The sequence below is a fragment of the Gellertiella hungarica genome (assembly GCF_014197145.1).
Lineage (GTDB): Bacteria > Pseudomonadota > Alphaproteobacteria > Rhizobiales > Rhizobiaceae > Gellertiella > Gellertiella hungarica.
Window position 1 is genome coordinate 519,215 of the sequence record NZ_JACIEZ010000002.1, and the last position, 22,007, is coordinate 541,221.

Consider the following 22,007-nt stretch of genomic DNA (forward strand, 5'->3'; position numbering starts at 1 on the left):
ACATAACGCAAAGGAAGGCTCAGGCACTTGTTGGCGAAAAGGCAGATTGGCGCAAGCGGAATTTCGATTTCCTCACTCGGTTTCGGTGCAGGCGGCTTCTGGGGGATGCCCCTTTTCGATGAAGGCGTCGCCCGCTCGCTAGTCGATATCGCACTGGAGCGCGGGATTGATGCCTTCGATACCGGCCCCAATTATTCCCAAGCGAACGCAGAGCCGCGATTGGGCAGGATTTTGGGTTCCCGTGTCAATGATGTCTTTCTGGCCACGAAGGTCGGTACGAGACTAATCAATGGCAAGCACGTGAAGGGCTACACTCGGGCCGAGATGACGCAATCGTTTGAGCAGAGCCTCCGTCTGCTCGGCCGAGACCACGTGGATCTCCTACAGTTCCACGGAATGCCCGACCCGCTCACAAATGAAGCCATGGACTTTCTGCTCGAGCAAAAACAAAAGGGACGCACCCGACTTGTTGGGACCTCCACGAGCGTTGAAGGTGGACGGCAGGCGCTGGCGGCAGGCGGCTTTGATGTCCTGATGATTGAGTACAACGTCATTCATCGGCACGAAGAGAAGCAGCTAACAGAAGATGCGGCGAAGGTTGGCGTGGGTATCCTTGTGAAATCACCACTTGCGCAGACGCTTTACTCAAACCGAATCTGGAAGGTTCGTTCACTTTCGGATTTCTGGTACCTTGCTCGTGCACTGAAGAATATGCGCCACAAGATAATAAAAGGCCGAAAGTACCGGTTCCTGACGGAAAACGGCCCCGGCCACGATCTCGCTCTTCAGTTCGTTCTCGATAATAAAGATGTAACGGCAGCAATCATAGGAACCACGCGGCCCCATAACCTGCTGGCGAATATCCAAGCGGCCCAACAACCTCTTCCCCCCGACATTCGCCGGCGAATTCTGGCAGCCTGACTCTATAAGACGCTTTCACAGCGCCGTTTCAACGTTAGACTGAGTCGAAAGCAGGACTCGAGACGTCGACAACTTAACCATAAGGTGTATACAATACGAGTTGCTATTCGCTTGTACGTAGCTAAACGAAGCAAACCTCGCTGCCTCAAGCCTTCTCGCTCTTATCTCGGCTTCGAACTAAACCCGGTAGCCGCCATCCGGCAGACGCTCGTATGACACGCCGCCCTCTCGCGCAAACATTGCCGCCATTGCGTCTTCGACCGGGTGGCCCGTCGAACGGCGTCGGTCATCCTTCAGCATGGCCTGCAGTTGATCGGCGTCGTCTTCCGTGTCGCCCATGGGCCATAGCACCGTTGTGGCAAGGTTTCGCTTGCGCGTCATGAGGCTGTTGAGAAGGCAGTCGAAAGACTGCTCCTGGAAAGCGGGATGAATTGCCATGGGCAGGTGGATCGTTACCGGTCTTGTCTGGCCTATGCGGTGAACACGGTCATTGCATTGCTCTTCAACAGCAGGATTCCACCATCGTGACAGGTGGATAACATGCGTGGCGGCCGTCAGGGTTAGGCCAGTGCCTGCCGCCTTGGGTGCCAAGACGAGCAGATCAAAACCCCGATCGTCCTTGAGGTGATTCTGGAATCGGTTGACGATCTCCTGACGTTTGTGGATGGGCGTGGAGCCGTTGATCAGATCGACCCTGTTCAGCCCGAATACCTGCTTGACCAATCCGATAAACCGGTACTGCATCTGGAGATGCTCGATGAACACCAGGGCGCGTTCCCTCTTTGCCCGGATCTTTTCGAGAATGTCGAAACAAGCGGAGAGCCGGGCAGACATTTCGATAAAGGACTGAGCTTCGTCCGACGCGGTGATGGCCGGGTGTACCGATACTGTCCGGATATGGTGCAGCATTTTGAGTGCACTCCCGCGGCTGCCGGTCGTGAGCTTAAGGCGGGCATCCTCATAGGTGCGGGCCTGATAGTCAGGCATGAGCCGAGGCCGAAGGATGCGCGTCTTCGTCGGCAGGTCGCGGGCGACATCCTCCTTCAGTCGGCGCAAAGCGACGGGAGGAAGTCCGTTTTGCCTGCTGAATACGAGCTGATTGAGCTCCTGCATGTTTCCCGCCTCCGGCGTCCTGAACCGGGCCCGGAAATCAAGAAGTGTACCCAGCCGTCCCGGAACCAACTGTTCGTAGATCGCCCAGAGATCCGTCGTCGAGTTTTCGATGGGGGTACCAGTCCGGCCGATATGGAAATCCGCCTTGACCGCCATTCCTGCCTTTGCCCTCAAGCTCACCGGGTTCTTCAGAGCCTGAATCTCGTCGAAGACGACGGCGCTGAACGGGATTGCGCCGAGGGAGTGCTGATAGTTGGTCAGCGTCGTGTAGGTGGTCAGGACCCAGAAATCATGACCACGGCCTTGCCTGATCGCATCTTCGAGGAATCCCAGTTCGAGAAGGGTATCACCGAAATCAGTGTCCATCCCACGGGCCCCGGCCTTCTTCACCGCCCCGGTTGCGCTTCCATAAAGACGAACGAGATGGCCGAGGCCGCCCGGACCCACATGGTTTGCCACCTCCATCTCCCAGTTTTCGAGGAGAGACGTAGGTGCAACCACGAGGATTGGCCCAGCCTTTTGTCCGGAGACAGGGCTATTGGCTCGCAACCAGCACAGGAAGGCAATCGTCTGAAGCGTTTTACCGAGACCCTGCTCATCTGCGTTCAGAATACCAGGCAAACCGGACTGCCAGGCCTCGATTTGCCATTTCAGGCTTTCGATCTGATGTTCCTTGAGTGCGGTTCGGATGACAGGCGGAACGGATGCGGGCAGAAACGCCATGCGGGGCTTGAACGCGAGCTTCCATTTCAGGCTCTCATAATTGTCCTCTGTTTCCAGGATGACCGGCCCTTTAGGCTTTTCCTCTGCTTCCTCTGGCAGTTCGCGTTCATTGATTGGCGCCTCCGCCTGTTCGGCCTCCATGAGTTCCCGTTGCCGCCGCACGGCATGCTCGGTTGCCGGCGTCGCAGCGATGGTCTCCCCGGCAAACGGGACGTCCGGGCGACTTGCCTCTATGGCGCTCCTGATATCCTGCTCCAGAACCGCAAGGTCTTCCGCGGGCAGACCGCGGATCATTCTCGCAGTCGCTTCGCCAAAAATTTCGGGAAGCCATGTGGTGCCGCTGGGCTCGAACAGATCGAGATTAGGCTTCATATAGACGACCTTGCCCGTAACGCGTTCGGAGTATTCCCGCGTTTCGACCAGAACGGGTTCCGCGTGGGCGTCGATCAGCTCCTGCTCCTGCGCCGCCGAGAGGCCGTCAAGAAGCCCGCGCCGGCGCAAGTCTGCCTCGATTGCTTCAGAGATCAGGAGCCGAGGGTTCCTGATGAAGTCACGACGGGCTTCTGCGGGCGCCGACTTCATCCGGTGCATTACGTCGAGCGCGGGTGCTGCTGAGCGGTCCACGACAAGATAGCTGCGCTCGCCGGTCTTATAGGCGGGGATCGAGCCTTTATCTGCAAGCCTGCTCCTGAACGCCTGCAGGGCAGGACCGTCGAGAAGGCTTGCTTCCTCTCTAGCCGTTGCCCGCTTTCGGGCATGGGCATCACCTCTGGGCTACAGTTCTGGGCATCAGGTCGCCAATGATGCCAAAACAGGATCCGGCGCGGCTGGAAAACTCAAGAATAACAGGAATTTGGGAGAAGTGGCTGGGGAACCTGGACCCTCATGGGGTACGCAGATAAGCGTTTGATCTTGAAAAACATTCAGCGATTTCATAAAGGTAGGGTACATTCAACAGGGCATTTTGAGGTACATACTTTGTCTCGCAGTCGTGCGCCGACCTACCTTGAGAGGATGAACAACGGTGGCTGGAGGGTGTCGGTTCCGGTCCCCCGAGAACTCGTCAAAGCCATCGGCAAGACCCGCCTGAAGCGTTCCCTTGAGACGCATAGCCAAGCCGAAGCGGAACGGAAGAAACATGCCGTCGTGGCCGAGTTCCTCGCGATGATACAAGCCGCCCGGGAAGGAAGGCTGCCGAAGGCCACAGTCGTGGGGATCGCCGCCGCGCCTTCCATGTCCGACCGGGAGCTTACCAGTCTGGCCCTTGATCTTCGAAGCAATCTCCAGTCCCAACACGAAGGCACCGACGATTTCGAGTTGGAGAAAGAAGGCATCTTTCAGGTGGCAGAACGGATCAGGGGGCCTGAGATCGGGGTTGATGAGGAGACGGACAGTCCGGTGTTCGACCCGCACAGCGAGAAGAAGGCTGGCCAGTTTCTCCGCGTTGCCCTCGGCAAGGAAACGCCCGTTCGTGAGCCGCTGGATCTCTTCCATGCACAGGTGAAGTGGTCGCCGCGTACCAAGAGCGACAGCGGCAGGGCGATCAACGCGCTGGAAGACTGGTGCAAGGACAAGCGTGTGCCCTTCGTCATTGAGGCCATTACCCGCAAGAGGGCTGGCCAGTTCATCGGTGACCTCGCGGCCAACCCAGACAGGCCACTGACCAACCGCACCATCAACAAATATCTGTCCTGCCTTTCACAGTTCTGGTTCTGGCTGGAGAAGCGTGGCTATGTCGAGCTTGATAGCTCTCCTTGGTCACGCCAATCGCTGCCCAAGGTCCAGCCGAAGGAGGACGAGAAGGAACGACCGTTCACTGACGACGAGATGCTTAAGCTGTTCAGCGGCCAACCCAATCAACCCTATCTCAAGGACGTGATGTTGATCGGTGCCCTGACAGGTGCCCGCATCGACGCGATCATCAGCCTCAAGCGCAAGGACATCACCGAGGACGGAAACATTCGCTTCAAGCCGCAGAAACGGGAGAAGGCGTCCCGTCTGGTTCCGATCCATAGCGCCTTGAAATCGACCATGGAGCGGCTTGTGAAGGGCAAGCAGCCCGATGATGATCTATTCCCCGAATGTCCTCCCGTGGCCGCTGACAAGCCGCAGGAACGGTCCATGCCGGCGGTCAAAGCCTTCACCTACTACCGCAGGGCCTCGGGCATCGTTGATCCGGTGGAGGGCAAGCGCAGAGATCGCGTCAACTTCCACTCGTTCCGCCGATGGTTCATCACGAAGGCGCTTCAAGCGGGCCAGCCTGAACTGGTGGTTCAGATCGTGGTCGGGCACAAGCCGCAGAGCGTCGCAGCTAACGTGTACCTTGGAGGGCTTACCATCGAGCAGATGATTGAATGCGTTGAGGCGGTGAAGCTGCCGTCGGCTCTCACTGAATGACGCCGTTCCAGCCATGTATCTTGCGATGACAGCGGTCCCTTCCGCGTCCAGCTCCGATGTCCGGACATCAATCTAAATGCAGAGGCCTCAAAAGATTCACTTCTCTGAATTAGTTTGGCATACGCATCGGCCTGAACATGGGACAATTGCGCAGGAACGCACGGTTTGTGGATGGATTAGGGAAAGAAATCGATTAATTATTTTCGCTTAGCATCGGGTTTCTCAACGGGATTGTCTATGCGTCCGCTCACCTCCCAGAACATCGAATCAGAACTGAGCTATGCCTACATCCATGCGGTGGCGGCCAGCGCCGGTATGGGGTGTGAGGTTGCTGGTAGGCATGATGATGCAGCAGGCGTCGATGCAAAGATCACAGCTTGGGGACCGTTTAAGGGTGGCCTCCTGCAAGAGGTGGATTTAAAGGTTCAGCTCAAGGCTACTGTGAAGCCGCCCACATTAGCGGGGAGCTGCTTTTCTTATAGCTTGGCTGGCATACCACGTTATGATGATTTGCGGTCGACGGAGGTTGCTACTCCACGGATACTGGTTGTGCTTTTTCTGCCCTCAAGGCCTGAGGAGTGGGTTTCTCACTCAACTGATGCATTGATGCTAAGAAATTGCGCTTACTGGGTCAGTTTGCGTGGAGCAGACCCCTCATCTAATGCGACTGCGCAGACGGTTTACATACCGCAGATGCAAAAATTTGACCCCGCTGGGCTGACCGAGCTTATGAGTTCCCTGTCGAGATTTGAACTGCCATCCTACAAGGGAAGCGAACCTTGAGCGATAGACCTGTAATCACCCCAATGGATCTGCGCGACTTTTTGAAAGCGCAAGGCTGGTCTCTGCATAAGGAAGCTCTGCAGCATCGCTATTATGCGATGTCCAGCGCTCTGTATCCTCGCCGTCAGCTCGTGTTCCCGATGGATATCACAGCGGACTACGAAGAGACGCTGGGCCACATTCTTGAGAAATTTGCTGACATCACCTCCACAAAAATACAGGCCCTGTGGTCTCGGTTATCGACGGTGCGTGATGACGTGCTGCGTTTTCGCGTGTTCTTTGATGGTGATGACCGTTCTCTTCCTCTGTCCTACGCTTCAACGCTTGTAGCCAGCACTGAAAAACTGCTTAAGGCTTCAGCTTGCACCGTCGTAATTCCCCGCACCAATCATCCCCGGCTGAATCTCACGGAGGCCAATCAGTTCGTTGAAAAATCTCGCTTCAACCAAACAGAAGAGGGAAGTTTTATTCTCAGCGTTTCTTGCCCTGTTAACTCAATGGATGCGCAAAGCAGGATTGAGTTCGACGCTGATGACGCACCATTCGTGCGAAAAGTGACTCTGTCCCTTCAGAAAGCGCTTGGGGAACTGGTTACCGCCATAGAGGGGGACGCATTGGAGGCCTTGGTGGATGACTTGAAGGCCTCGGATGTGCCACTCATTTCTTCCAACTTGTGTGACGCGCTTCTAGGTATGCATGATGAGCAGGTCGACAACTCTTTGGACATAGGCTTTGAATGGTCATCTCTGCGCGAAGCTCCAAAGTCGCATAATCTTCCAAGGCTTCGCTTTCAGCGGGACTATTTTTCTCGGGTGGAGGATGTGAGACGGGAGCTGAAGGCTCAGGACAGGGACGAGATTGACTCCTTTATTGGTACGGTCGAACGTCTAGAAGGCGAGATGGGCGAAGACGGAAGAAGGTCGGGGGCAGTCGTCTTGGCGCTCCTGCTACCCGAAGGAGAGATAGTCCGTGCTCGAACCGTTTTGAGCGCTGATGACTATCTCAAGGCCGACAAGGCTCATATGTCAGCCGGTGCATATGTTCGTGTCACGGGGATATTGAGACAAGGTAGGCAGCCTCGGGCGCTAACTGAGGCGAAGAGTTTCGAGCTTCTGACCGCCTGAGGTAAGACGCTGTAGCGTTCAGCCGCGACCGAGTTTGATTTTTCGAAAACACATTATCGCCTCGCGACAGACGTGATGCCGACTATCTCGCTCGCAGCATCCTGAACACGCTCGAACGGCTGATGCCGAGTACCGCGACAATCTCTTCCGCAGTCTTTCCTTCGGCCTTCAGTCGCCTGACATCCTCTGCCTTGCGCTGGGCTGTTGGTGCGCGGCCCTTGTACTTGCCCTCTTCCTTGGCCTTGGCAATGCCTTCCCGCTGCCGCTCCAGCATGATGTCCCGTTCGAACTCGGCAATGGACCCCAGCAGGTTCATCATCAGCTTGCCGGTGGGCGTCGAGGTGTCGATCCCGAGGGCCAGGATTTTCAGCGTCACGCCCTTGGCTTGAAGCGTGTCCCTGATCCTGACCAGATCGGGCATGGAACGGGCAAGGCGGTCCAGCTTGGTGACCACGAACACGTCTCCCTCTCGGGCATACTCCAAGGCCCGCTCCAGTTCTGGCCGGTTCTTGTCGACTGAGGAGACCTGTTCCTGAAACACCTTCTCACAGCCGGCAGCCTCAAGATCGCGAAGCTGGGCAGCAAGGCCATAGGTCTGATCGAGGGTGGAGGTGCGGGCATAGCCGATGATGGTAGAGGGCATGGGTGAAGCTCCGAAAGTGCCAGATGAGTTTTAGATCTTGTGGCACTATGAGTTCCAAAAGTCAATAACCATTCATGTGGCACTATCGATGACGTCACTCCGAGGGAATCACTAGGGCGTGGTCTATTGGCACTGGTGTGCCTTCTGGGGTGCTACAGCGCCTCTTGGCCGTGCGGCCCCGTTCAAGTACCCGCTGCCGATATTCAGGGGCACTGTGGTAGCGCCTCTTGTTCGCCTCACGGCTGACCTCCAACCTCTTGGCTCGAAAGACAGGGTCGGTCCTGTAACGCTCCTTGATGCGCTCCAGCTTGCGCTTCTGCTTCGCCTGATACGCTGCCTGTCTCTTCTCCAGCTTGGTCTTACGTGCTGCCTCGTCGTCCGACTGTTGGTGGATCTTCTGGGGCCGGTGGTGCTGGCCCCAATGGTCGTCGGTCTTGGCCTCGTAGTCATCACCCCAGCGGAGATCGATGGTGGTGCTATGATCCATGGTGTTCCTTCTTAGACGCCATGACCAACCACCCCCAGAGGGGGGAAGTGGCCACAACTCTTTCTATGATTGGGGTCTCGAAAATTTGCTGCAGATATTCGTGACCCCTCGTCAGGCTCGACCTCGAAGAAGGCGGCAGAGGGAACCCGACAAGAGGCCACGAAGGGTGACCGGCAAGGGTGGCAAGAGGTGCCGGTCAGGCGGCAGGGTGTACAAGATGTACACCTCTAGAAATGTACACCCTTGGCTTCAGAAGTCGGCTTCTTCCTCGTCGTCGGTAAAGCCATCCAGATCGCCTTCAGACAGCAGCCGTATGATGTCCTCGACCCTGCCCGGGCAAAGCTTCTCAATGGTAGCCGCCATGATCTCCGTGTTCTTGAAAAACTGGGGGCCAACGGCCCGTTGTATTCTGTCAGCGTATTCCTTCGCCTTCTGCTCCACGACATCCTCCCAATCTAAATCCATCTTGCATGTTCGGCCCTTGGCCAACGACAGAGCCGCATTCCAAGCCGAAGGCAGCGTTTGATCCGCCTTCAACAACTCCTTCCTCACCTTCCGCATGTTGCCGATGGTGCTAGTAGGGAGCCCCGTAAGCTTGTTCTCCTGTTGTTTGGAGTAGATCCCAAGGCAGACCAGCATCCATGCGTGGTTGCTTCTCTGTGCCGATGTGAGGGGAAGCTTGATGTCGAGGTGAGAACCAGTGGCGAAAGCTAGTGCGTCTTGAGGTGTGCCTTCAAACCAACTGACGGGGATCGTCACCGGCTTCCCGGTTCGCCTCCGATACAGCTTGTAGGCCTTCACGCGATGATGGCCATCAAGGAGGATGATCGAGCCACCGCATCTCCAAACAGAGATGGGTCTCAGATCGTCCCCAGTGGTCAGGGTGTAGAGCAGGCTCTCAACGTGTCTGTTATCGATCTCCCCCGCTCCCCGTGCCTGAAACAGGGCTTCGATGTGGAGCAGGTCATTAGGGTTGATCCTGTCTGGCTTGGCGGGATCGTCGCGCCCCGTAGCTTTCACCTCCCCCAACACCTTCAGTATGTCGGCAGGATCTCGCCACGGCAAATCAGCCGGTAATGTTCCGAAACCCTCCAATGAGGGCGCATTGTGTTCCTTGGTCGTCATCGTTGTTTCCATTGATTGTCATGATGTTCGTTTTGTTGTTGTCGTCTCCACCACCGACCAAAAAGAAACCCCGCAGTCGCAGGACCACGGGGCTAAGCTGACAATGGAAACGTGAGCGGGACAGAGGCCAACTCTCAAGTGTCGAGTGGTCATAAAGACCGGCCTTCTCTCTCCCTATGTGAGGGGCATTCGTGCCTCTTCCCCATAGGGGTGGCAATCGGCCCTTGCCCTCAGGCTGCAATGCCTTTCCTGTCGAAACACCAGTGTCGGACCTCGCCATTCTTCCCCTCGAACCGCTCATGTCTCGACCAAAAGGCCTCGAACCAGTTCGTGCTGACATAGGCCCAGTGAGTCCCGACGACCTCGACCAACAGCTTCAAACCCAAAACATCGATATTCCAGCGCATGACTTCTCCTTCGGGCTTTGTGCCCGTTGCAAATAAGGCCCACAGAGGGGCGTGATGTCCTTCGAAGGTCAGGCGAAGAAGAAATGAAAATCAGATTTATGTCAACAAAAACATGTATTTAACCCACGCGTGGGACAGTTGCAGTCGTGGGTGGATCAGGTGCTTTTGCTGGGAGCAGCTTGTGTTGCCTCAGTTCCGGCCGGGAGCGTTTGGCGACAGTGCCACTCACGGTCGGTCGATCTCTTGAGAGAGACGGCTAGGAGAGGCGTCAGAGGTACATACCGGGGTACCATCTGAGGTACGCGCTGGGCCATAAGTCATTGAATTTGCTGAGGCAAAAAAGATTGGCTGGGGAACCTGGATTCTCACATGATTTCAGAGGCTTAATGGAAGCAGCCTTTAGATTTCCTCTGTTTTCCCATCGCGAGCGACCGTGGATGCCACACTTGTGCCCTGGCTTTGGGCATCAGTCAACCGGCGGGGTCAGCGGAAATAATTTCCGCTTTCGGCCCTAACAGTTGCGCAGGCGCAGCCATAAAGCTGCCTGGCAGTTTTGCGCCTCCAAGCCAGATATAAGCATCACGAACAAGGCACCTTCAAAGCGGACGTCCCTTTCAAGGCTCGTTCCCAGCGAGCTGATGAGTCATCTGCTTGTTCGAGGATGGCCCGCCCCCGAGGGAAGGGCGGGCCGAGGTGGCAACTCAGAAATCCATGCCGCCCGCGGGCATGGCCGGTGCCGCTTCCTTTTTCGGCTTTTCGGCGATCATCGCTTCGGTGGTCACCAGAAGGCCGGCGACGGAGGCTGCATCCTGAAGCGCTGTACGCACTACTTTCACCGGGTCGATCACGCCTTGCGCGAACAGATCACCATATTCGCCGGTTTGAGCGTTCCAGCCGTACGCGAACTCGCTCTTCTCGCGGAGTTTGCCGACGATGATCGAGCCTTCCTTGCCGGCGTTCTCCGCGATCTGGCGGACGGGTGCCTCGATGGCACGGCGGATGATGTCGATCCCGACGCGCTGATCGTCATTGGCGGCCTTGAGGCCGTCAAGCGCCTTGGCAGCACGCAGCAGCGCCACGCCGCCACCGGGAAGGATACCTTCTTCCACTGCAGCGCGGGTGGCATGCAGTGCATCGTCCACCCGGTCCTTCTTCTCCTTGACCTCGACTTCGGTCGCACCGCCGACGCGGATCACGGCAACGCCACCGGCGAGCTTGGCAAGACGTTCCTGCAGCTTCTCACGGTCGTAATCCGAGGTGGTTTCCTCGATCTGCGCCTTGATCTGGGCAATGCGGCCATCGATCTCAGCCTTGGAGCCGGCACCATTGATGACCGTCGTGTTCTCCTTCTCGATGGACACCTTCTTGGCCCGGCCGAGCATGTTGAGGGTGACGTTCTCAAGCTTGATGCCGAGGTCTTCGGAAACGACGGTGCCGCCCGACAGGATGGCGATGTCTTCTAGCATGGCCTTGCGGCGATCACCGAAGCCCGGAGCCTTCACGGCAGCGACCTTGAGCCCGCCGCGCAGCTTGTTGACGACGAGGGTCGCCAGCGCTTCGCCTTCCACGTCTTCGGCGATGATGACGAGCGGCTTGCCGGACTGCACGACGGCTTCCAGAACCGGAAGCATGGCCTGCAGGTTGGAGAGCTTCTTCTCGTGGATCAGGATGTAAGGATCCTCGAGCTCGACGCGCATCTTGTCCTGGTTGGTGATGAAGTAGGGCGAGAGATAGCCGCGATCGAACTGCATGCCCTCGACCACCTCAAGCTCGGTATCGGCAGTCTTGGCTTCCTCGACGGTGATCACCCCGTCATTGCCCACCTTCTCCATGGCTTCCGCAAGATAGCGTCCGATCTCGGTGTCGCCATTGGCGGAAATGGTGCCGACCTGAGCGATTTCAGAATTGTTGGAGATCTTGCGAGCATTGGATTTGAGCTCGGCGACGACGGCATCGACGGCAAGATCGATGCCGCGCTTCAGGTCCATCGGGTTCATGCCGGAGGCGACGGCCTTTGCACCTTCGCGGACGATGGCCTGGGCGAGCACGGTCGCGGTGGTGGTACCATCACCGGCCAGATCATTGGTCTTGGAGGCAACCTCGCGCACCATCTGGGCGCCCATGTTCTCGAACTTGTCCTCAAGCTCGATCTCCTTGGCGACCGAAACGCCGTCCTTGGTGATGCGCGGTGCGCCGAAAGACTTGTCGATCACGACGTTGCGGCCCTTGGGGCCGAGCGTGACCTTGACGGCATTGGCGAGGATATCGACGCCACGCAGCATCTTCTCGCGTGCATCGGAATGGAATTTGACTTCCTTGGCAGCCATGATTCACTCCTTCTTTAGGCAGCTTTGATGACTGGATGCAGAAACCGCTCAGGCGGCCTTCTTCTGTTCGGCCTGGGCTTCGATGATGCCCATGATGTCGGCTTCCTTCATGATCAGCAGCTCCTCGCCGTCGATCTTGATCTCGGTGCCTGACCATTTGCCGAACAGCACGCGATCGCCGACCTTGACGTCGAGCGCCACGACCTGGCCCTGCTCGTTGCGCGCGCCGGGGCCGACGGCGATGACCTCGCCTTCCTGCGGCTTTTCCTTGGCAGTGTCGGGAATGATGATGCCGCCCTTCGTCTTTTCTTCGGACGTGACGCGGCGGACGACGATACGATCATGCAATGGTCGGAACTTCATGTTTTCCTCCTGGACAAACACAACAGTTGATACCCCTCCATCCCGGTCCGGACGACCGTTCCGGGGCGGGACCGGACCTTTTCAAGCATCCGGCGACCAACGATCTGGTTGCTCGATTTTCCCTGTTCAAGAGCGGGCAGTAAAATTTTCTTCAGTGGAGATAGAGGTTTTTCAAGGTCCGCTTTTAGAACACAAGAAAGGAAGACTGCAGACTAAAAACCAACAGCAAGCCTGGACCTCGGTGCCTTCGACTGAATCGCCCCAATTCCCTGCCATCGCCGGTCCGGATGTTCGAAAGTGCCTCCTTCCAGCGCCCTCCCCAAAGACCAGGAACAGAGCGGATACCATGGAGAATAAGCAATGCGCGGATACGATTGACGTGCCGCGTGCGCTCCTTCTTTAATTGAGTGCGCTCTCGGGCAAGACGTTTCGCGTCTTCTTCCGCGACCGAGGGCAGCCGAACCGGTCGACAAACTGACCTGTCGCCAAGCAAATACGCCTTCAGCGTGAACACCATCGCTTCGACATCGATGCGATCTGTCTTCACACGTCGGCCTCGTCGCGAAACCAGAAAGCTGGATGGGTCCAGGATTGTGGTATCGATGCCGCGATCGATAAGATACCGGGCAAGCCAGAAGCCGTCATAACCGGCCTCGAAGCAGACCCGCATCAACACCATGGTGCATTCTGCAGGCGACCGAATTCCTGCCAGGCTTTCAATCCTTCTGAGCTCCGACAGAAGAGATTCGGCGTCACCGCCAGCAACTGCCGTAGTCTGAACTTTATCCGAGCCGGGCAGAAGATAGCCGATCAGCCATGTGCGTTGGCTGAGTTCAAGGGCGACATAACAATCGTTGACACGTTCGGCGCTCATGATCATCCTCCTTGGAAAGCGGAGGCAGATTATCAAGCTCCGCGGCGAGCTTGCATAGGATCTACAATGAGGTTCGGCCACATGGCGCGATCGGAAACAAGGTCCCGATCTCGCTGATAAATCCGGGAAGCGAAACCAGCCCGCCTCCCTGAATGAAGCCGGAAAACTCCAACCTCCGCTGGTCCAGAAAGTCGGGGCGGTTCAACAACCACCCAAGCTCTAATCGCCGCCGGATGAAAGATCAGTGGCAGGTCAAGGTGCATTAGAGTCGATTACTCACTACATAATAGGATTTAGGAAATTTATGGCCGCGCTTTAGAATGAAGTGGCTTAAGTCATGTACGAAGCGCTGTATTACTCTGTTGGCTTTCTAGGCCCACGACCTGAACACCGGCACTGTCCATCCGCATTTCAAATCTGCTGGATCTAGAGAGGAGGTAAGCCGTAGAGCCGCCTAGAATAAACGGATAGATAGTGGGACTCGACTCTATACTCATAACAGGCAGCGCACGTCCACTATACAGAAGGCATGCTTCGGCGAGCCAAGCAGCCACTGCTGATCCTTTCAGATCCATCGCCTCCTTGCGTGCGATCCGCTTGCCTTTGTCTGTGCGTTCGATGGCACCCCAATTGGCCTGCGACTGCAGCACCATGTTTGTCATCCGACGAGTGCCTTCTCGTTCGCCAAAGATTTCGGCCATGCGCCGGTGAACCTCTGCCGATGTGCATTCACCTTGAAGCGTTGTGAGTCGACCAACAATCTCCGCCACCTTTCCGAAGAAAGGGTATGTAGCGAGCGCCATACCCCATATCAGTGCCGGCACTGTGGTCTCGGGCGCATCGCAGAAGATTTCAACTCCGCGGTCGGCAAAGTCGACAAGGTCAGCACGGGGCTCCAGCCAAAGGCGGTTGAGTACCGTCCTAGTCTTTTTCTTGGCTGCTGGTCCGGAGTGCGAAGACGCCAACACCGCGTCGAGCTCATCCAGAGTGCCCCTACCAGCCCGGATGCGGAGTGCCAGCAAAGCCCAGTCCAGCTGGATGAAGCGGTCGAAACCTATTTGCGGCGACGAGGAGTTCATGATGCTGGTCTTTTTATGTTTATCTTAATGAAGGGAACGATGAGCTCCTCAACGGAGATCCCCCCGTGCGCGACGATTTGGTCTCCTATTGGAACGAATGCTCCCCGCGTGTCGGCGTATACCGGCAAGAAGTCTGGCGGTAGTCCAGGACTATCAAACCTAAACGCATCGATTTCCGACGGCACAGATGCTGCCAGAGTTTCACTGCGATAGGTCCGGACCCTTTCGCCTCTCAGCTCTGACACGACACCTTGGCTGAGACGGCCAATGCCCTCCGCGTCGACGTTGCCGTGGTCAGCAGTGAGGTAAATTTGATACCCTTGCTCTGCGAGGAGCAAGAACAGCTTCTCGACGAAACCAGTTTCGCACCAGGCATTGATTTGTCCGGCGATACCTCGCTTTCCTAGCATCGCCCCGTGAACGATTTCATCGACCATATCGACGACTATGCCGGCGACCCTTGTTGCCGGCCTGGCGATGGCATCCTCTAGCTCAGCCATTTGCTCCGTTCGCTTCAGGCCTTTCTGATAAACGATCTCTGGCTTTCGAAGGCCGTTCTCCTGCCAGAAACGGGCCCATAGAGACGGCTCCTGGGTTGTGCTTTCGATCGAGTTCGAGAACTCGCGGGGCTTTAGACCTGAAAAAAGAGCTTGTCGTGAGACGGAAGTGAGAGTGGGCAGCCAAGCGAAGCACCCACCTTCTTCCGCTGAAAAGCCAGGTAGACGAGCCGCCAAGTACTCTCGGATTTGGAACCACTGATCCAGAGCCAAGCCGTCGAACACAAGGAGAGCAACCCGTTCCTCGCCGGCACTTCGGCGCAGCGCCAGGTACCGCGGCACGTGATGAACCATCACTGGCCCTTTCGCTGCTGGGAGGGAGGGTAGATCCGCGTAATGCTGAACTAGCCAGCCCCTCAGCCGCTCGTCAGCGTCGCGCTGCAGCTTGCAGATATGCTCCTTGATCGGCTCGGCGATCTCTGTGCTGAGACTATTGAAGCGCGAGATTAGTTCGCCGAGCCGGCGGGCCAGTTCGATCCAGTCGCGATGCGTCGCGTTGGCATCAGGAAGGTCGGCGGCGACTCTCCTTACACCTTCGGATACAAGGTTGCCGAGCGCAACTGGATCCTCAACCAGCCCTACCTTGACCCACCCTGGCAAGTCAGTCGGAGAGTCATGCGCCCCGACAGGCTGAAGAGCCCCTTCGAGGAACATCGTGTCGACGATGACCCTGACGTCGGGATGCTCAAACGGTAATGAAACCTCCGGCGATACCTCTACCAAGTCGTTCGAAGTGCGTTCGCTGTGAACCCCATACTGCGACAAGAAGCGGCCCCAGGCATCCTGCACGGTGCGCACCATGTAGCTCTTTGACGCCAGCAGCTCCGCTATGGGCAGATCGCCGAGAGACGTGTCCTTCAAGATTGCCGCAACGTGCCTCGCCAGCAGATCCGGCAGCCCTGCACCGCGGTAATGGAGACGCAAGACCTCTCGCCAGAAATCCTCGGGCCTGCTCAGCAGGTAAGGGCTGATGCGGAAGATGTGGGTCAGGATGAAGTCTTTGGTGGCGCCTTCCCCGAGCGGCTGAGTGGCGTGCTTGTTGTGCGCCAGAAAGAGGGCTTCGTGGTGCTCCGAGTCCATTTGCCGGATTACGCCATAGCTCAACCTCGGAAACAGGTCGGCCAGGCTCAGGCTGACCTTGCGTCCCATGCGGACATAGTCCCATGGCAGCGTGTTCAGATCAGTCCCACGCAGTTGAAGGACGAGCGCCTTCGACGTTCCTTCGTCGCCGCGATCCCAAGCCGCCCGGTAGCGCTCTTCATACTCTGTTCTAAAGGCGACAGGGTCCTCGAAGGGCAGCACTTCGAAACCCCGTTCCCGAAGACCGTGCAAGATGCGCTCATCCAACAGGAGATCATCCGGGTCGCAGGCGATCCAGAAGCGGGAAAGATCGGCAGGAAACTCTTGCAGGATGCGATCGGTCCAGGTGCTCATGATGCAGCCATTCCCGGTTGGCCGACACGCAACAGGAGAACGGCGTTCAGATCGGGCGTGTATGCCTCGGCGGCATCCAGCTGCGCCATTCGAGCCTCATGGTCCGTACGCAGACGCTTGCGACGGTAGTCGCGGACCGTCTGGAGCCCGATCCGGCCTATGGCCTGATGCCGCGCATCGTAGGCGTACTTGGCACGTTCGCGCTCTTCCTGGATGCGGGCCCTGTGCTCCTCCACCATGTCCGCAAAGATGCGTTCGCCTTGGGTGAGAGCAGCGTTCTTTGAGCGCTCAAAGCAGCCGTTTGCATCTGCGGCGGCAACGGCTCCGACACTCTCGACCCGTTCCGTCAGAAGAAGATCCCAGATCCGCTTCGCTGTCGGCAGGAAGGTTCGCCCTTCATCATTTACGAAAACGGACAGGAAGCGCCGTCGGCTGAAATCATCGGCGGACAGGCTGATCTCCCACAGCGACCATACGCCCCGAACGCTCTCCGGAAGGCCGGCAATCCGGACGATAGGAAGCGGTTGACCCGAAACGCAGCGCGGCAGATCGCTGATCACTGCCCGAGCGCGAGGATCTTCAAGGGTCACCCATTCGACATCGGGCCGCTCCTCGGCCGTCCTCGCGTCGAAGCAGACCTTGGTCGACTCGCTGCCATCCACCCAACGCACCCGCCAAAAATCGGCTTCCTTGACGGCGTCTCCGCCCCGCGCGGGCAGTCCGGTTGTGATCGCCCGCTCCAGCCAGAACTGTGCCGGGTGGTCTCTCCATTTGCGGGCATCGTCCGCATCAAGCTTGTGCCCATCGGACAAGAGCTCGCTGCTCTTGCGGCCTTCGGCGATGGTCGACCGAAGCTGCGACACAACCGCGTCGCATTCGCTTTCGATGGCGTCTGGGTTTTGAAGCCCTTGAACGAAGAGCTCATCGAACAGCGGCTCTGCTTCGACCGAGTCCATCACGTCGGCGGCCTTATCCACGCCGAACTCTTCGGCGATGACCGCGAGCTTCGTCTCCAGTACCTCGCGCACGCGATGCTCGACCGTGTCCTCCAGGACGAAGTTGATTGCGCGCACGACGTGCGGCTGCCCGATACGGTCGACGCGGCCGATGCGCTGTTCGACCCGCATCGGGTTCCATGGCATGTCGAAGTTCACGATGACGTGGCAGAATTGGAGGTTCAAACCCTCGCCGCCGGCATCGGTTGAGATGAGGACGCGCACCGATTGCGCGAATGCCTTCTGGGCGCGGCTGCGCGCTTCGAGATCCATGCTCCCGTTCAATGTGGCGACCGAAAAGCCGCGGCTTTCGAGGAAATCCGCAAGCATCGCCTGCGTGGGCACGAACTCGGTGAAGACCAACACCTTCAGCTCAGGATCATTCTCCTCCTGCTGAAGCTTGTAGATCAGTTCCAAGAGCGCCTCAGCCTTGGCGTCCGTCCCCTGTGCCTCCGTGGCGCGGGCCAGGTCGAGCAGCGTTTCGACCTCGGCCTTTTCCATCTCCCACCCCTTGGTCTGGATGGCGAGATCCACCTGGGTCTGCCCGTCCAGCTCGGCCCATTCGTCAACGTCCGCCGTTTCGAAGAGGGATGGCTGAAGCTGCGGCTGGTCCAGCAAGGCTTGGCGTTTTTCGAGGGTCGCCCGAATGGCGGCAGTGCTGGATGTCACGAGCCGTTGCATCAGGATCATCAGGAATCCGATATGCCGCTGCTTCGCGGCCATGGCCTGGTTGTAGCCGTGTCGGACATAGTCGGTGACAGCCTCGTAGAGCTTCTGCTGGCTCGCGTGGCGGTCCTGCCATGCCACCGGATGGAGGCGGGTCATGCGCGGTTTGAAGAGCGGCTTGCCCTCGGCATCGATCGCGACGCGCTTCTCCGTGCGCACGACGAAGGGGCGCACCCGCTCGCTGGAAACGCTGCTCTCGTCCGGGAAGGAGTCCCGGTCGAGCAGCTGCATCAGCCGATGGAACTGGTCCGTTTTGCCCTGGTGCGGGGTTGCGGACAGCAGAAGCAGGTAAGGTGCCGCCTCCGCTAGAGCGGCACCCAGCTTGTAACGAGCGACCTGATCCGTGCTGCCACCCATGCGATGGGCTTCGTCGATGATGACCAGATCCCAGGATGCCGAAATCAGATCCTCGAAACGCTCCCGGTTGTAGGTGCTGAGCTGCTCAAGGCTCCAGCCGCGGCGGCCTTCGAGCGGCTTCACCGAGTCGAGCGAGCAGATCACCTGATCATGCAGCCGCCAAAGGTTTTCCTCGTCGCTTCGCCATTGGCGGAAGGCCGAAAGTTCGGCGGGTTCGATAAACTGGAAGTTCTCGCCGAAATGCAGCCGCATCTCGGCCTGCCATTGTCGTACCAGCCCCTTCGGCGCCACGACGAGAATCCGCTTCGCCATGCCGCGCAGCTTGAGCTCGCGCAGGATTAGCCCCGCTTCGATCGTCTTGCCGAGCCCCACCTCGTCCGCGAGCAGATATCGGATGCGGTCCCGGCTCATGGCGCGGTTGAGCGCGTAGAGCTGGTGTGGCAGCGGCACGACGCTCGACTGGATCGGCGCCAGCAGGAGGTTGTCCTCCAGCGCATCCAGCAGCTTCGCCGCCGCGGCGGTGTGGAGGATCTGATCGACCGTCGGCTGGACCGCGTCGAGCGGACTCAGATCGCGCGCACGGGCGCGGACGACAGCGTCCTTACCGGGCAGCCAGACCCGATAGGCGGTCTCGCCCCAGATCTCCTCCCGATCAACGACACGGCAGGGTGCGGCATGCCTCTCATGCCAGCACCACGCGCCGATGCCATGTCCGCCGTCCGCATGGGTCACGCATTGGCCTCCATGCGGGTGAGCGCCTGGTCGTACCAGAGCAGCAGCTTCTCATCCTCCTGCAGCGCCTCCTCGGGGATCTTTTGGGCGATGCCGATGATGGTCTTGTAGTCCTTAGCGGCCCACGCGGTTTTGAAGCCGGCGCGCAGGACCTCGAGCCGGAACTCCTTAAGCTTTCGGCCAGGCGCAGACTTGTAGCTCTCGAACTCCTTCAGCAGCGCTCGCTCGCGTTTCTGCTCCAGATCCTTCGCCTTGCTCGGGTCGGGCGCGTACCAGCGGTCCTTCGCCTTGGCCTTCAGCCTTGGGTCATCCTTCTCCAGACCACGCAGATCCTTGAAGTTGGTGGACAGATAGCTGTGGATCTGGCTCGGAACGTCGCCGTTGCCATCGTAGCGCAGGAAGTTGTCGGCGAGCAGCGCCGAGAGCTCTGGTCGTTCCTCGTGCTTCTTCCATCCCGCACCCAGCTGCGCGATGAACTCAGGGTGGATTTCTTGGTATGTTGATGGCCGCCTTCTCAAGAACTCAGATATCCAGTCGATGGCGCTGCGTTCATCCGAAACGAATAACTCCATCTGCGGCGCTTCTGAGGTTAAAGCGCGCTTCTTATCGTACTCCGCTGCTTGTTCGGGCAAGAAAAACATTCCGTCCCGCTCTGGGAAACGGCTGCGTAGCCCGTCCTGAAACTCTTGGCTAGAAAACGGTACCGGCGCACTGTGACCAACAAACCAAGCAACCATACGATCAAACAAGATACGCGCGTCTCGTTCTGCAACATATTCTAACCGGCCGCTCTTCAGCTTAATTACCGGAAGCTGCTTCAAGTGCGTCTGAACGAAGTCCCACACCGACTCCGCCGTGGCCCCACACTCCGCAAAGCGCTGTTCAAGCCCACCATTAGGCTTGTAGGCAGAAATGACCAAATCCTGCTTAACAGCAGTTTTCGTCGTAACAGCTTTGAAGCTTCCCTGCTGTTTATCGAGTGCTGATACGTTAGCAACTACAAACCCGGCTTGCTGCAGAGCCGTTTGTATTGCGTTCCATACTGAAGCTTGGGTGTTTGAAAACTCGACAGTCATCCACCGTCCGGGCTTCAGCGTTTCGAAGGCGCGCTTAAAAGATTCGGTCATCAATCGGCGATATTCGTCTAGCCCCTTTTCCTGCGCCTTGCTGACAATCGCCTCCTCTTGGTTATTCGTTTTCACCCCAAGCCACGCCTCCCAAAGAAAACTTAGCTCAGAGTAATCTATGTTTGCGCCAAACGGCGGATCAGTAAATATATAGTCCGCGACCACCGGCTGCTGACTGGCGGCGGAACCCGTTGTTACGATGTTTTGATGCCTGACTTGCGAAAATGCAGCAATCAGCCTATTGAGCTTGTTCTCATAAGCTGTATGCACATTTGCCTCGGATACGAGAGAGCCAACGTAAAATGTTCCGCTAAGAGGGTTGTACGGGAATGAGACTTCAGGTCGATAGCGATTCAACTTGCTTACATTGACCAACTGGGCATTGAACCATAGCCGCGTCTGCATTGAGTGGCACCGCGATTTTAAAGCGGCGAGATACGCAAGGTTCCGTTTTGTATAAAAATGATGAACATGAGTGAGTCCGACAGGATCGTTCCTCCTTGTTTCGCGTCCCTCGATCATCCGATCTTGGGGAAACCAATAAGGAATTTTCATCTCATTGATATGCGCGATCAGCGCCAAGTCGAACGCGTCGGGCCTTTTCTCAAAACGCTGCCTACCCACTGAGTAGCTAATAAGTACCGGAACTTGTTTGATCTGCTTAATGTCCTGATCAATTGCGTCATCACGAAGTTGCGTTAGCTTTTTCTCGACATTGCGCTTCGTCAACTCTGCGCTGCAGTGAGAGCAACAAAACGTGTCGCTGACTTTTCCTGTGCTCTTGTTCGCGGCAGCCTCCCAAAAAACGATGTCACCAGCACAATGAGGGCAGGTAAAAACGTCGGACCATACAGTATAATGGATTCGACCTATCGTCGCTGACGCTGGAAGCCGAACGTGGCCGCTTACTCGCATGGCCTCGATGGCTTCAGACAACGCGCTCTCGCTTGCTTGATGCACGGTTTGATACATCCACCCGAATTCGTCCTCCACTGCTTGAAGAGCGGCTTTGGCTTCTTCTTCGAATTCGCGGACGTCTATGGGAGTATTGTAGTTGGCTGCGATGAATGATGCCGCCGGAGAGAGATCGTTAAGAATGGCGTGTCTGCGTCCAATCCGCGAAAATGGTAGCCATTTTTGTTCGTCCGAGCCCTCGCCCCTATTATAAATGACTCCATCTTTGTCGACCCTATATCCGAGTGACTCAACGACCTTTTTATCGCCGCATAGTTGAGCAGCAACTCCTGTCATCCCAGTTCCACAAAATGGATCGTAAACGACGTCGCCGGGTTCTGTGTAATGCAGTATGTAACGCATAATTGCCTTATGCGGCACCTTGGTGTGGTAGCTGTGCGCATTGTAAATAGGATCCATCTTTCCTTCGCTTACATCAGCAATAAATGGCTTTCTGCTATACGAATTTGTTGGATCACTGGCATCGCTGTATTGAGCGACGAAGTCCCCTAGCCAAGGATTCGGGCAAGCGGTGTAGTATGGCGGGTTAGACATGGCGAGAATGGCCTCGTCCGTCCCTGCCGGAAAGCCAGGCTGCTCGCGATACTCTGGAGCCTTGAGTTTCTCGGCCAAAATCCTCAGGAATTGCTCGTGTCGAGCCGCGTCGCTAGGGAAGTGCTGTCCGAGGCAGTCGACCGGGCCGGATGCTACCGGTTCGTCGAAGTTTAATGTTCGATTTTCGCTCATGTCGTGGACCTC

Annotated in this window: 16 protein-coding genes; 4 read left to right on the forward strand and 12 right to left on the reverse strand. The window is 57.4% G+C overall.

Annotation, left to right across the window (positions count from 1 at the left end; all coding sequences use genetic code 11):
* The first annotated feature begins 27 nt into the window (after positions 1-27).
* Positions 28-921: an aldo/keto reductase gene (locus tag GGR23_RS07055; protein ID WP_210296885.1), complete on the forward strand. Its 894-nt coding sequence runs from the start codon at positions 28-30 to the stop codon at positions 919-921.
* A gap of 177 nt (positions 922-1,098) precedes the next feature.
* Here the strand turns inward: GGR23_RS07055 and GGR23_RS07060 are convergent, their stop codons facing one another.
* Positions 1,099-3,381 (reverse strand): SNF2-related protein, encoded by a 2,283-nt coding sequence (locus GGR23_RS07060; RefSeq protein ID WP_210296886.1) that lies wholly within the window; start codon positions 3,379-3,381, stop codon positions 1,099-1,101.
* A gap of 261 nt (positions 3,382-3,642) precedes the next feature.
* Between GGR23_RS07060 and GGR23_RS07065 the strand changes: the two genes are divergently transcribed.
* The 3 genes from GGR23_RS07065 to GGR23_RS07075 all read left to right on the forward strand — a co-directional run bounded on the left by GGR23_RS07065 (position 3,643) and on the right by GGR23_RS07075 (position 7,061).
* Positions 3,643-5,154, forward strand: coding sequence for a tyrosine-type recombinase/integrase (locus GGR23_RS07065; protein WP_210296887.1), 1,512 nt, complete (start codon positions 3,643-3,645; stop codon positions 5,152-5,154).
* 237 nt (positions 5,155-5,391) lie between these two features.
* Entirely contained in the window at positions 5,392-5,937 is a 546-nt protein-coding gene (locus tag GGR23_RS07070) for a DUF4365 domain-containing protein (protein ID WP_183365462.1), read from the forward strand.
* Positions 5,934-7,061, forward strand: coding sequence for a hypothetical protein (locus GGR23_RS07075; RefSeq protein WP_183365463.1), 1,128 nt, complete (start codon positions 5,934-5,936; stop codon positions 7,059-7,061). The genes GGR23_RS07070 and GGR23_RS07075 overlap by 4 nt, the downstream gene beginning before the upstream one ends.
* 82 nt (positions 7,062-7,143) lie before the next feature.
* Here the strand turns inward: GGR23_RS07075 and GGR23_RS07080 are convergent, their stop codons facing one another.
* The 11 genes from GGR23_RS07080 to GGR23_RS07130 all read right to left on the reverse strand — a co-directional run bounded on the left by GGR23_RS07080 (position 7,144) and on the right by GGR23_RS07130 (position 21,995).
* A complete protein-coding gene (locus GGR23_RS07080; protein ID WP_183365464.1) occupies positions 7,144-7,704 on the reverse strand; it encodes a recombinase family protein in 561 nt (186 codons plus the stop codon).
* 94 nt (positions 7,705-7,798) lie between these two features.
* Positions 7,799-8,191 (reverse strand): hypothetical protein, encoded by a 393-nt coding sequence (locus tag GGR23_RS07085; RefSeq protein WP_183365465.1) that lies wholly within the window; start codon positions 8,189-8,191, stop codon positions 7,799-7,801.
* A gap of 249 nt (positions 8,192-8,440) precedes the next feature.
* Positions 8,441-9,316 (reverse strand): hypothetical protein, encoded by an 876-nt coding sequence (locus tag GGR23_RS07090; protein ID WP_183365466.1) that lies wholly within the window; start codon positions 9,314-9,316, stop codon positions 8,441-8,443.
* 230 nt (positions 9,317-9,546) lie between these two features.
* Positions 9,547-9,723, reverse strand: coding sequence for a hypothetical protein (locus GGR23_RS07095; RefSeq protein WP_183365467.1), 177 nt, complete (start codon positions 9,721-9,723; stop codon positions 9,547-9,549).
* Between the two features lie 701 nt (positions 9,724-10,424).
* Positions 10,425-12,050: a chaperonin GroEL gene (gene groL, locus GGR23_RS07100; protein ID WP_183365468.1), complete on the reverse strand. Its 1,626-nt coding sequence runs from the start codon at positions 12,048-12,050 to the stop codon at positions 10,425-10,427.
* A gap of 48 nt (positions 12,051-12,098) precedes the next feature.
* Positions 12,099-12,413, reverse strand: a complete 315-nt coding sequence (gene groES / locus GGR23_RS07105; RefSeq protein WP_183365469.1) for a co-chaperone GroES — start codon at positions 12,411-12,413, stop codon at positions 12,099-12,101.
* Between the two features lie 184 nt (positions 12,414-12,597).
* The gene (locus GGR23_RS07110; protein WP_246365008.1) at positions 12,598-13,287 is read right to left on the reverse strand and encodes an IS110 family transposase; all 690 of its coding nucleotides are present in this window, start codon (positions 13,285-13,287) and stop codon (positions 12,598-12,600) included.
* Between the two features lie 335 nt (positions 13,288-13,622).
* A complete protein-coding gene (locus GGR23_RS07115) occupies positions 13,623-14,366 on the reverse strand; it encodes a hypothetical protein (protein WP_183365470.1) in 744 nt (247 codons plus the stop codon).
* Positions 14,363-16,357 (reverse strand): BREX-3 system phosphatase PglZ, encoded by a 1,995-nt coding sequence (gene pglZ / locus GGR23_RS07120; protein WP_183365471.1) that lies wholly within the window; start codon positions 16,355-16,357, stop codon positions 14,363-14,365. The genes GGR23_RS07115 and pglZ overlap by 4 nt, the downstream gene beginning before the upstream one ends.
* The gene (locus tag GGR23_RS07125) at positions 16,354-19,167 is read right to left on the reverse strand and encodes a helicase-related protein (RefSeq protein WP_183365473.1); all 2,814 of its coding nucleotides are present in this window, start codon (positions 19,165-19,167) and stop codon (positions 16,354-16,356) included. Before GGR23_RS07125 ends, pglZ begins: the two co-directional genes overlap by 4 nt.
* Positions 19,164-21,995: a DNA methyltransferase gene (locus GGR23_RS07130; protein ID WP_183365475.1), complete on the reverse strand. Its 2,832-nt coding sequence runs from the start codon at positions 21,993-21,995 to the stop codon at positions 19,164-19,166. The genes GGR23_RS07125 and GGR23_RS07130 overlap by 4 nt, the downstream gene beginning before the upstream one ends.
* Positions 21,996-22,007: the final 12 nt, after the last annotated feature.

What these genes read in the sequence shown, in the direction of transcription:
- GGR23_RS07085 (WP_183365465.1), bottom strand. Translation starts at nt 8,191, where the DNA reads ATGGATCATAGCACCACCATCGATCTCCGCTGGGGTGATGACTACGAG.
- GGR23_RS07090 (WP_183365466.1), bottom strand. Translation starts at nt 9,316, where the DNA reads ATGACGACCAAGGAACACAATGCGCCCTCATTGGAGGGTTTCGGAACA.
- GGR23_RS07095 (WP_183365467.1), bottom strand. Translation starts at nt 9,723, where the DNA reads ATGCGCTGGAATATCGATGTTTTGGGTTTGAAGCTGTTGGTCGAGGTC.
- GGR23_RS07110 (WP_246365008.1), bottom strand. Translation starts at nt 13,287, where the DNA reads ATGAGCGCCGAACGTGTCAACGATTGTTATGTCGCCCTTGAACTCAGC.
- GGR23_RS07080 (WP_183365464.1), bottom strand. Translation starts at nt 7,704, where the DNA reads ATGCCCTCTACCATCATCGGCTATGCCCGCACCTCCACCCTCGATCAG.
- groL (WP_183365468.1), bottom strand. Translation starts at nt 12,050, where the DNA reads ATGGCTGCCAAGGAAGTCAAATTCCATTCCGATGCACGCGAGAAGATG.
- GGR23_RS07065 (WP_210296887.1), top strand. Translation starts at nt 3,643, where the DNA reads ATGGGGTACGCAGATAAGCGTTTGATCTTGAAAAACATTCAGCGATTT.
- pglZ (WP_183365471.1), bottom strand. Translation starts at nt 16,357, where the DNA reads ATGAGCACCTGGACCGATCGCATCCTGCAAGAGTTTCCTGCCGATCTT.
- GGR23_RS07070 (WP_183365462.1), top strand. Translation starts at nt 5,392, where the DNA reads ATGCGTCCGCTCACCTCCCAGAACATCGAATCAGAACTGAGCTATGCC.
- groES (WP_183365469.1), bottom strand. Translation starts at nt 12,413, where the DNA reads ATGAAGTTCCGACCATTGCATGATCGTATCGTCGTCCGCCGCGTCACG.
- GGR23_RS07130 (WP_183365475.1), bottom strand. Translation starts at nt 21,995, where the DNA reads ATGAGCGAAAATCGAACATTAAACTTCGACGAACCGGTAGCATCCGGC.
- GGR23_RS07115 (WP_183365470.1), bottom strand. Translation starts at nt 14,366, where the DNA reads ATGAACTCCTCGTCGCCGCAAATAGGTTTCGACCGCTTCATCCAGCTG.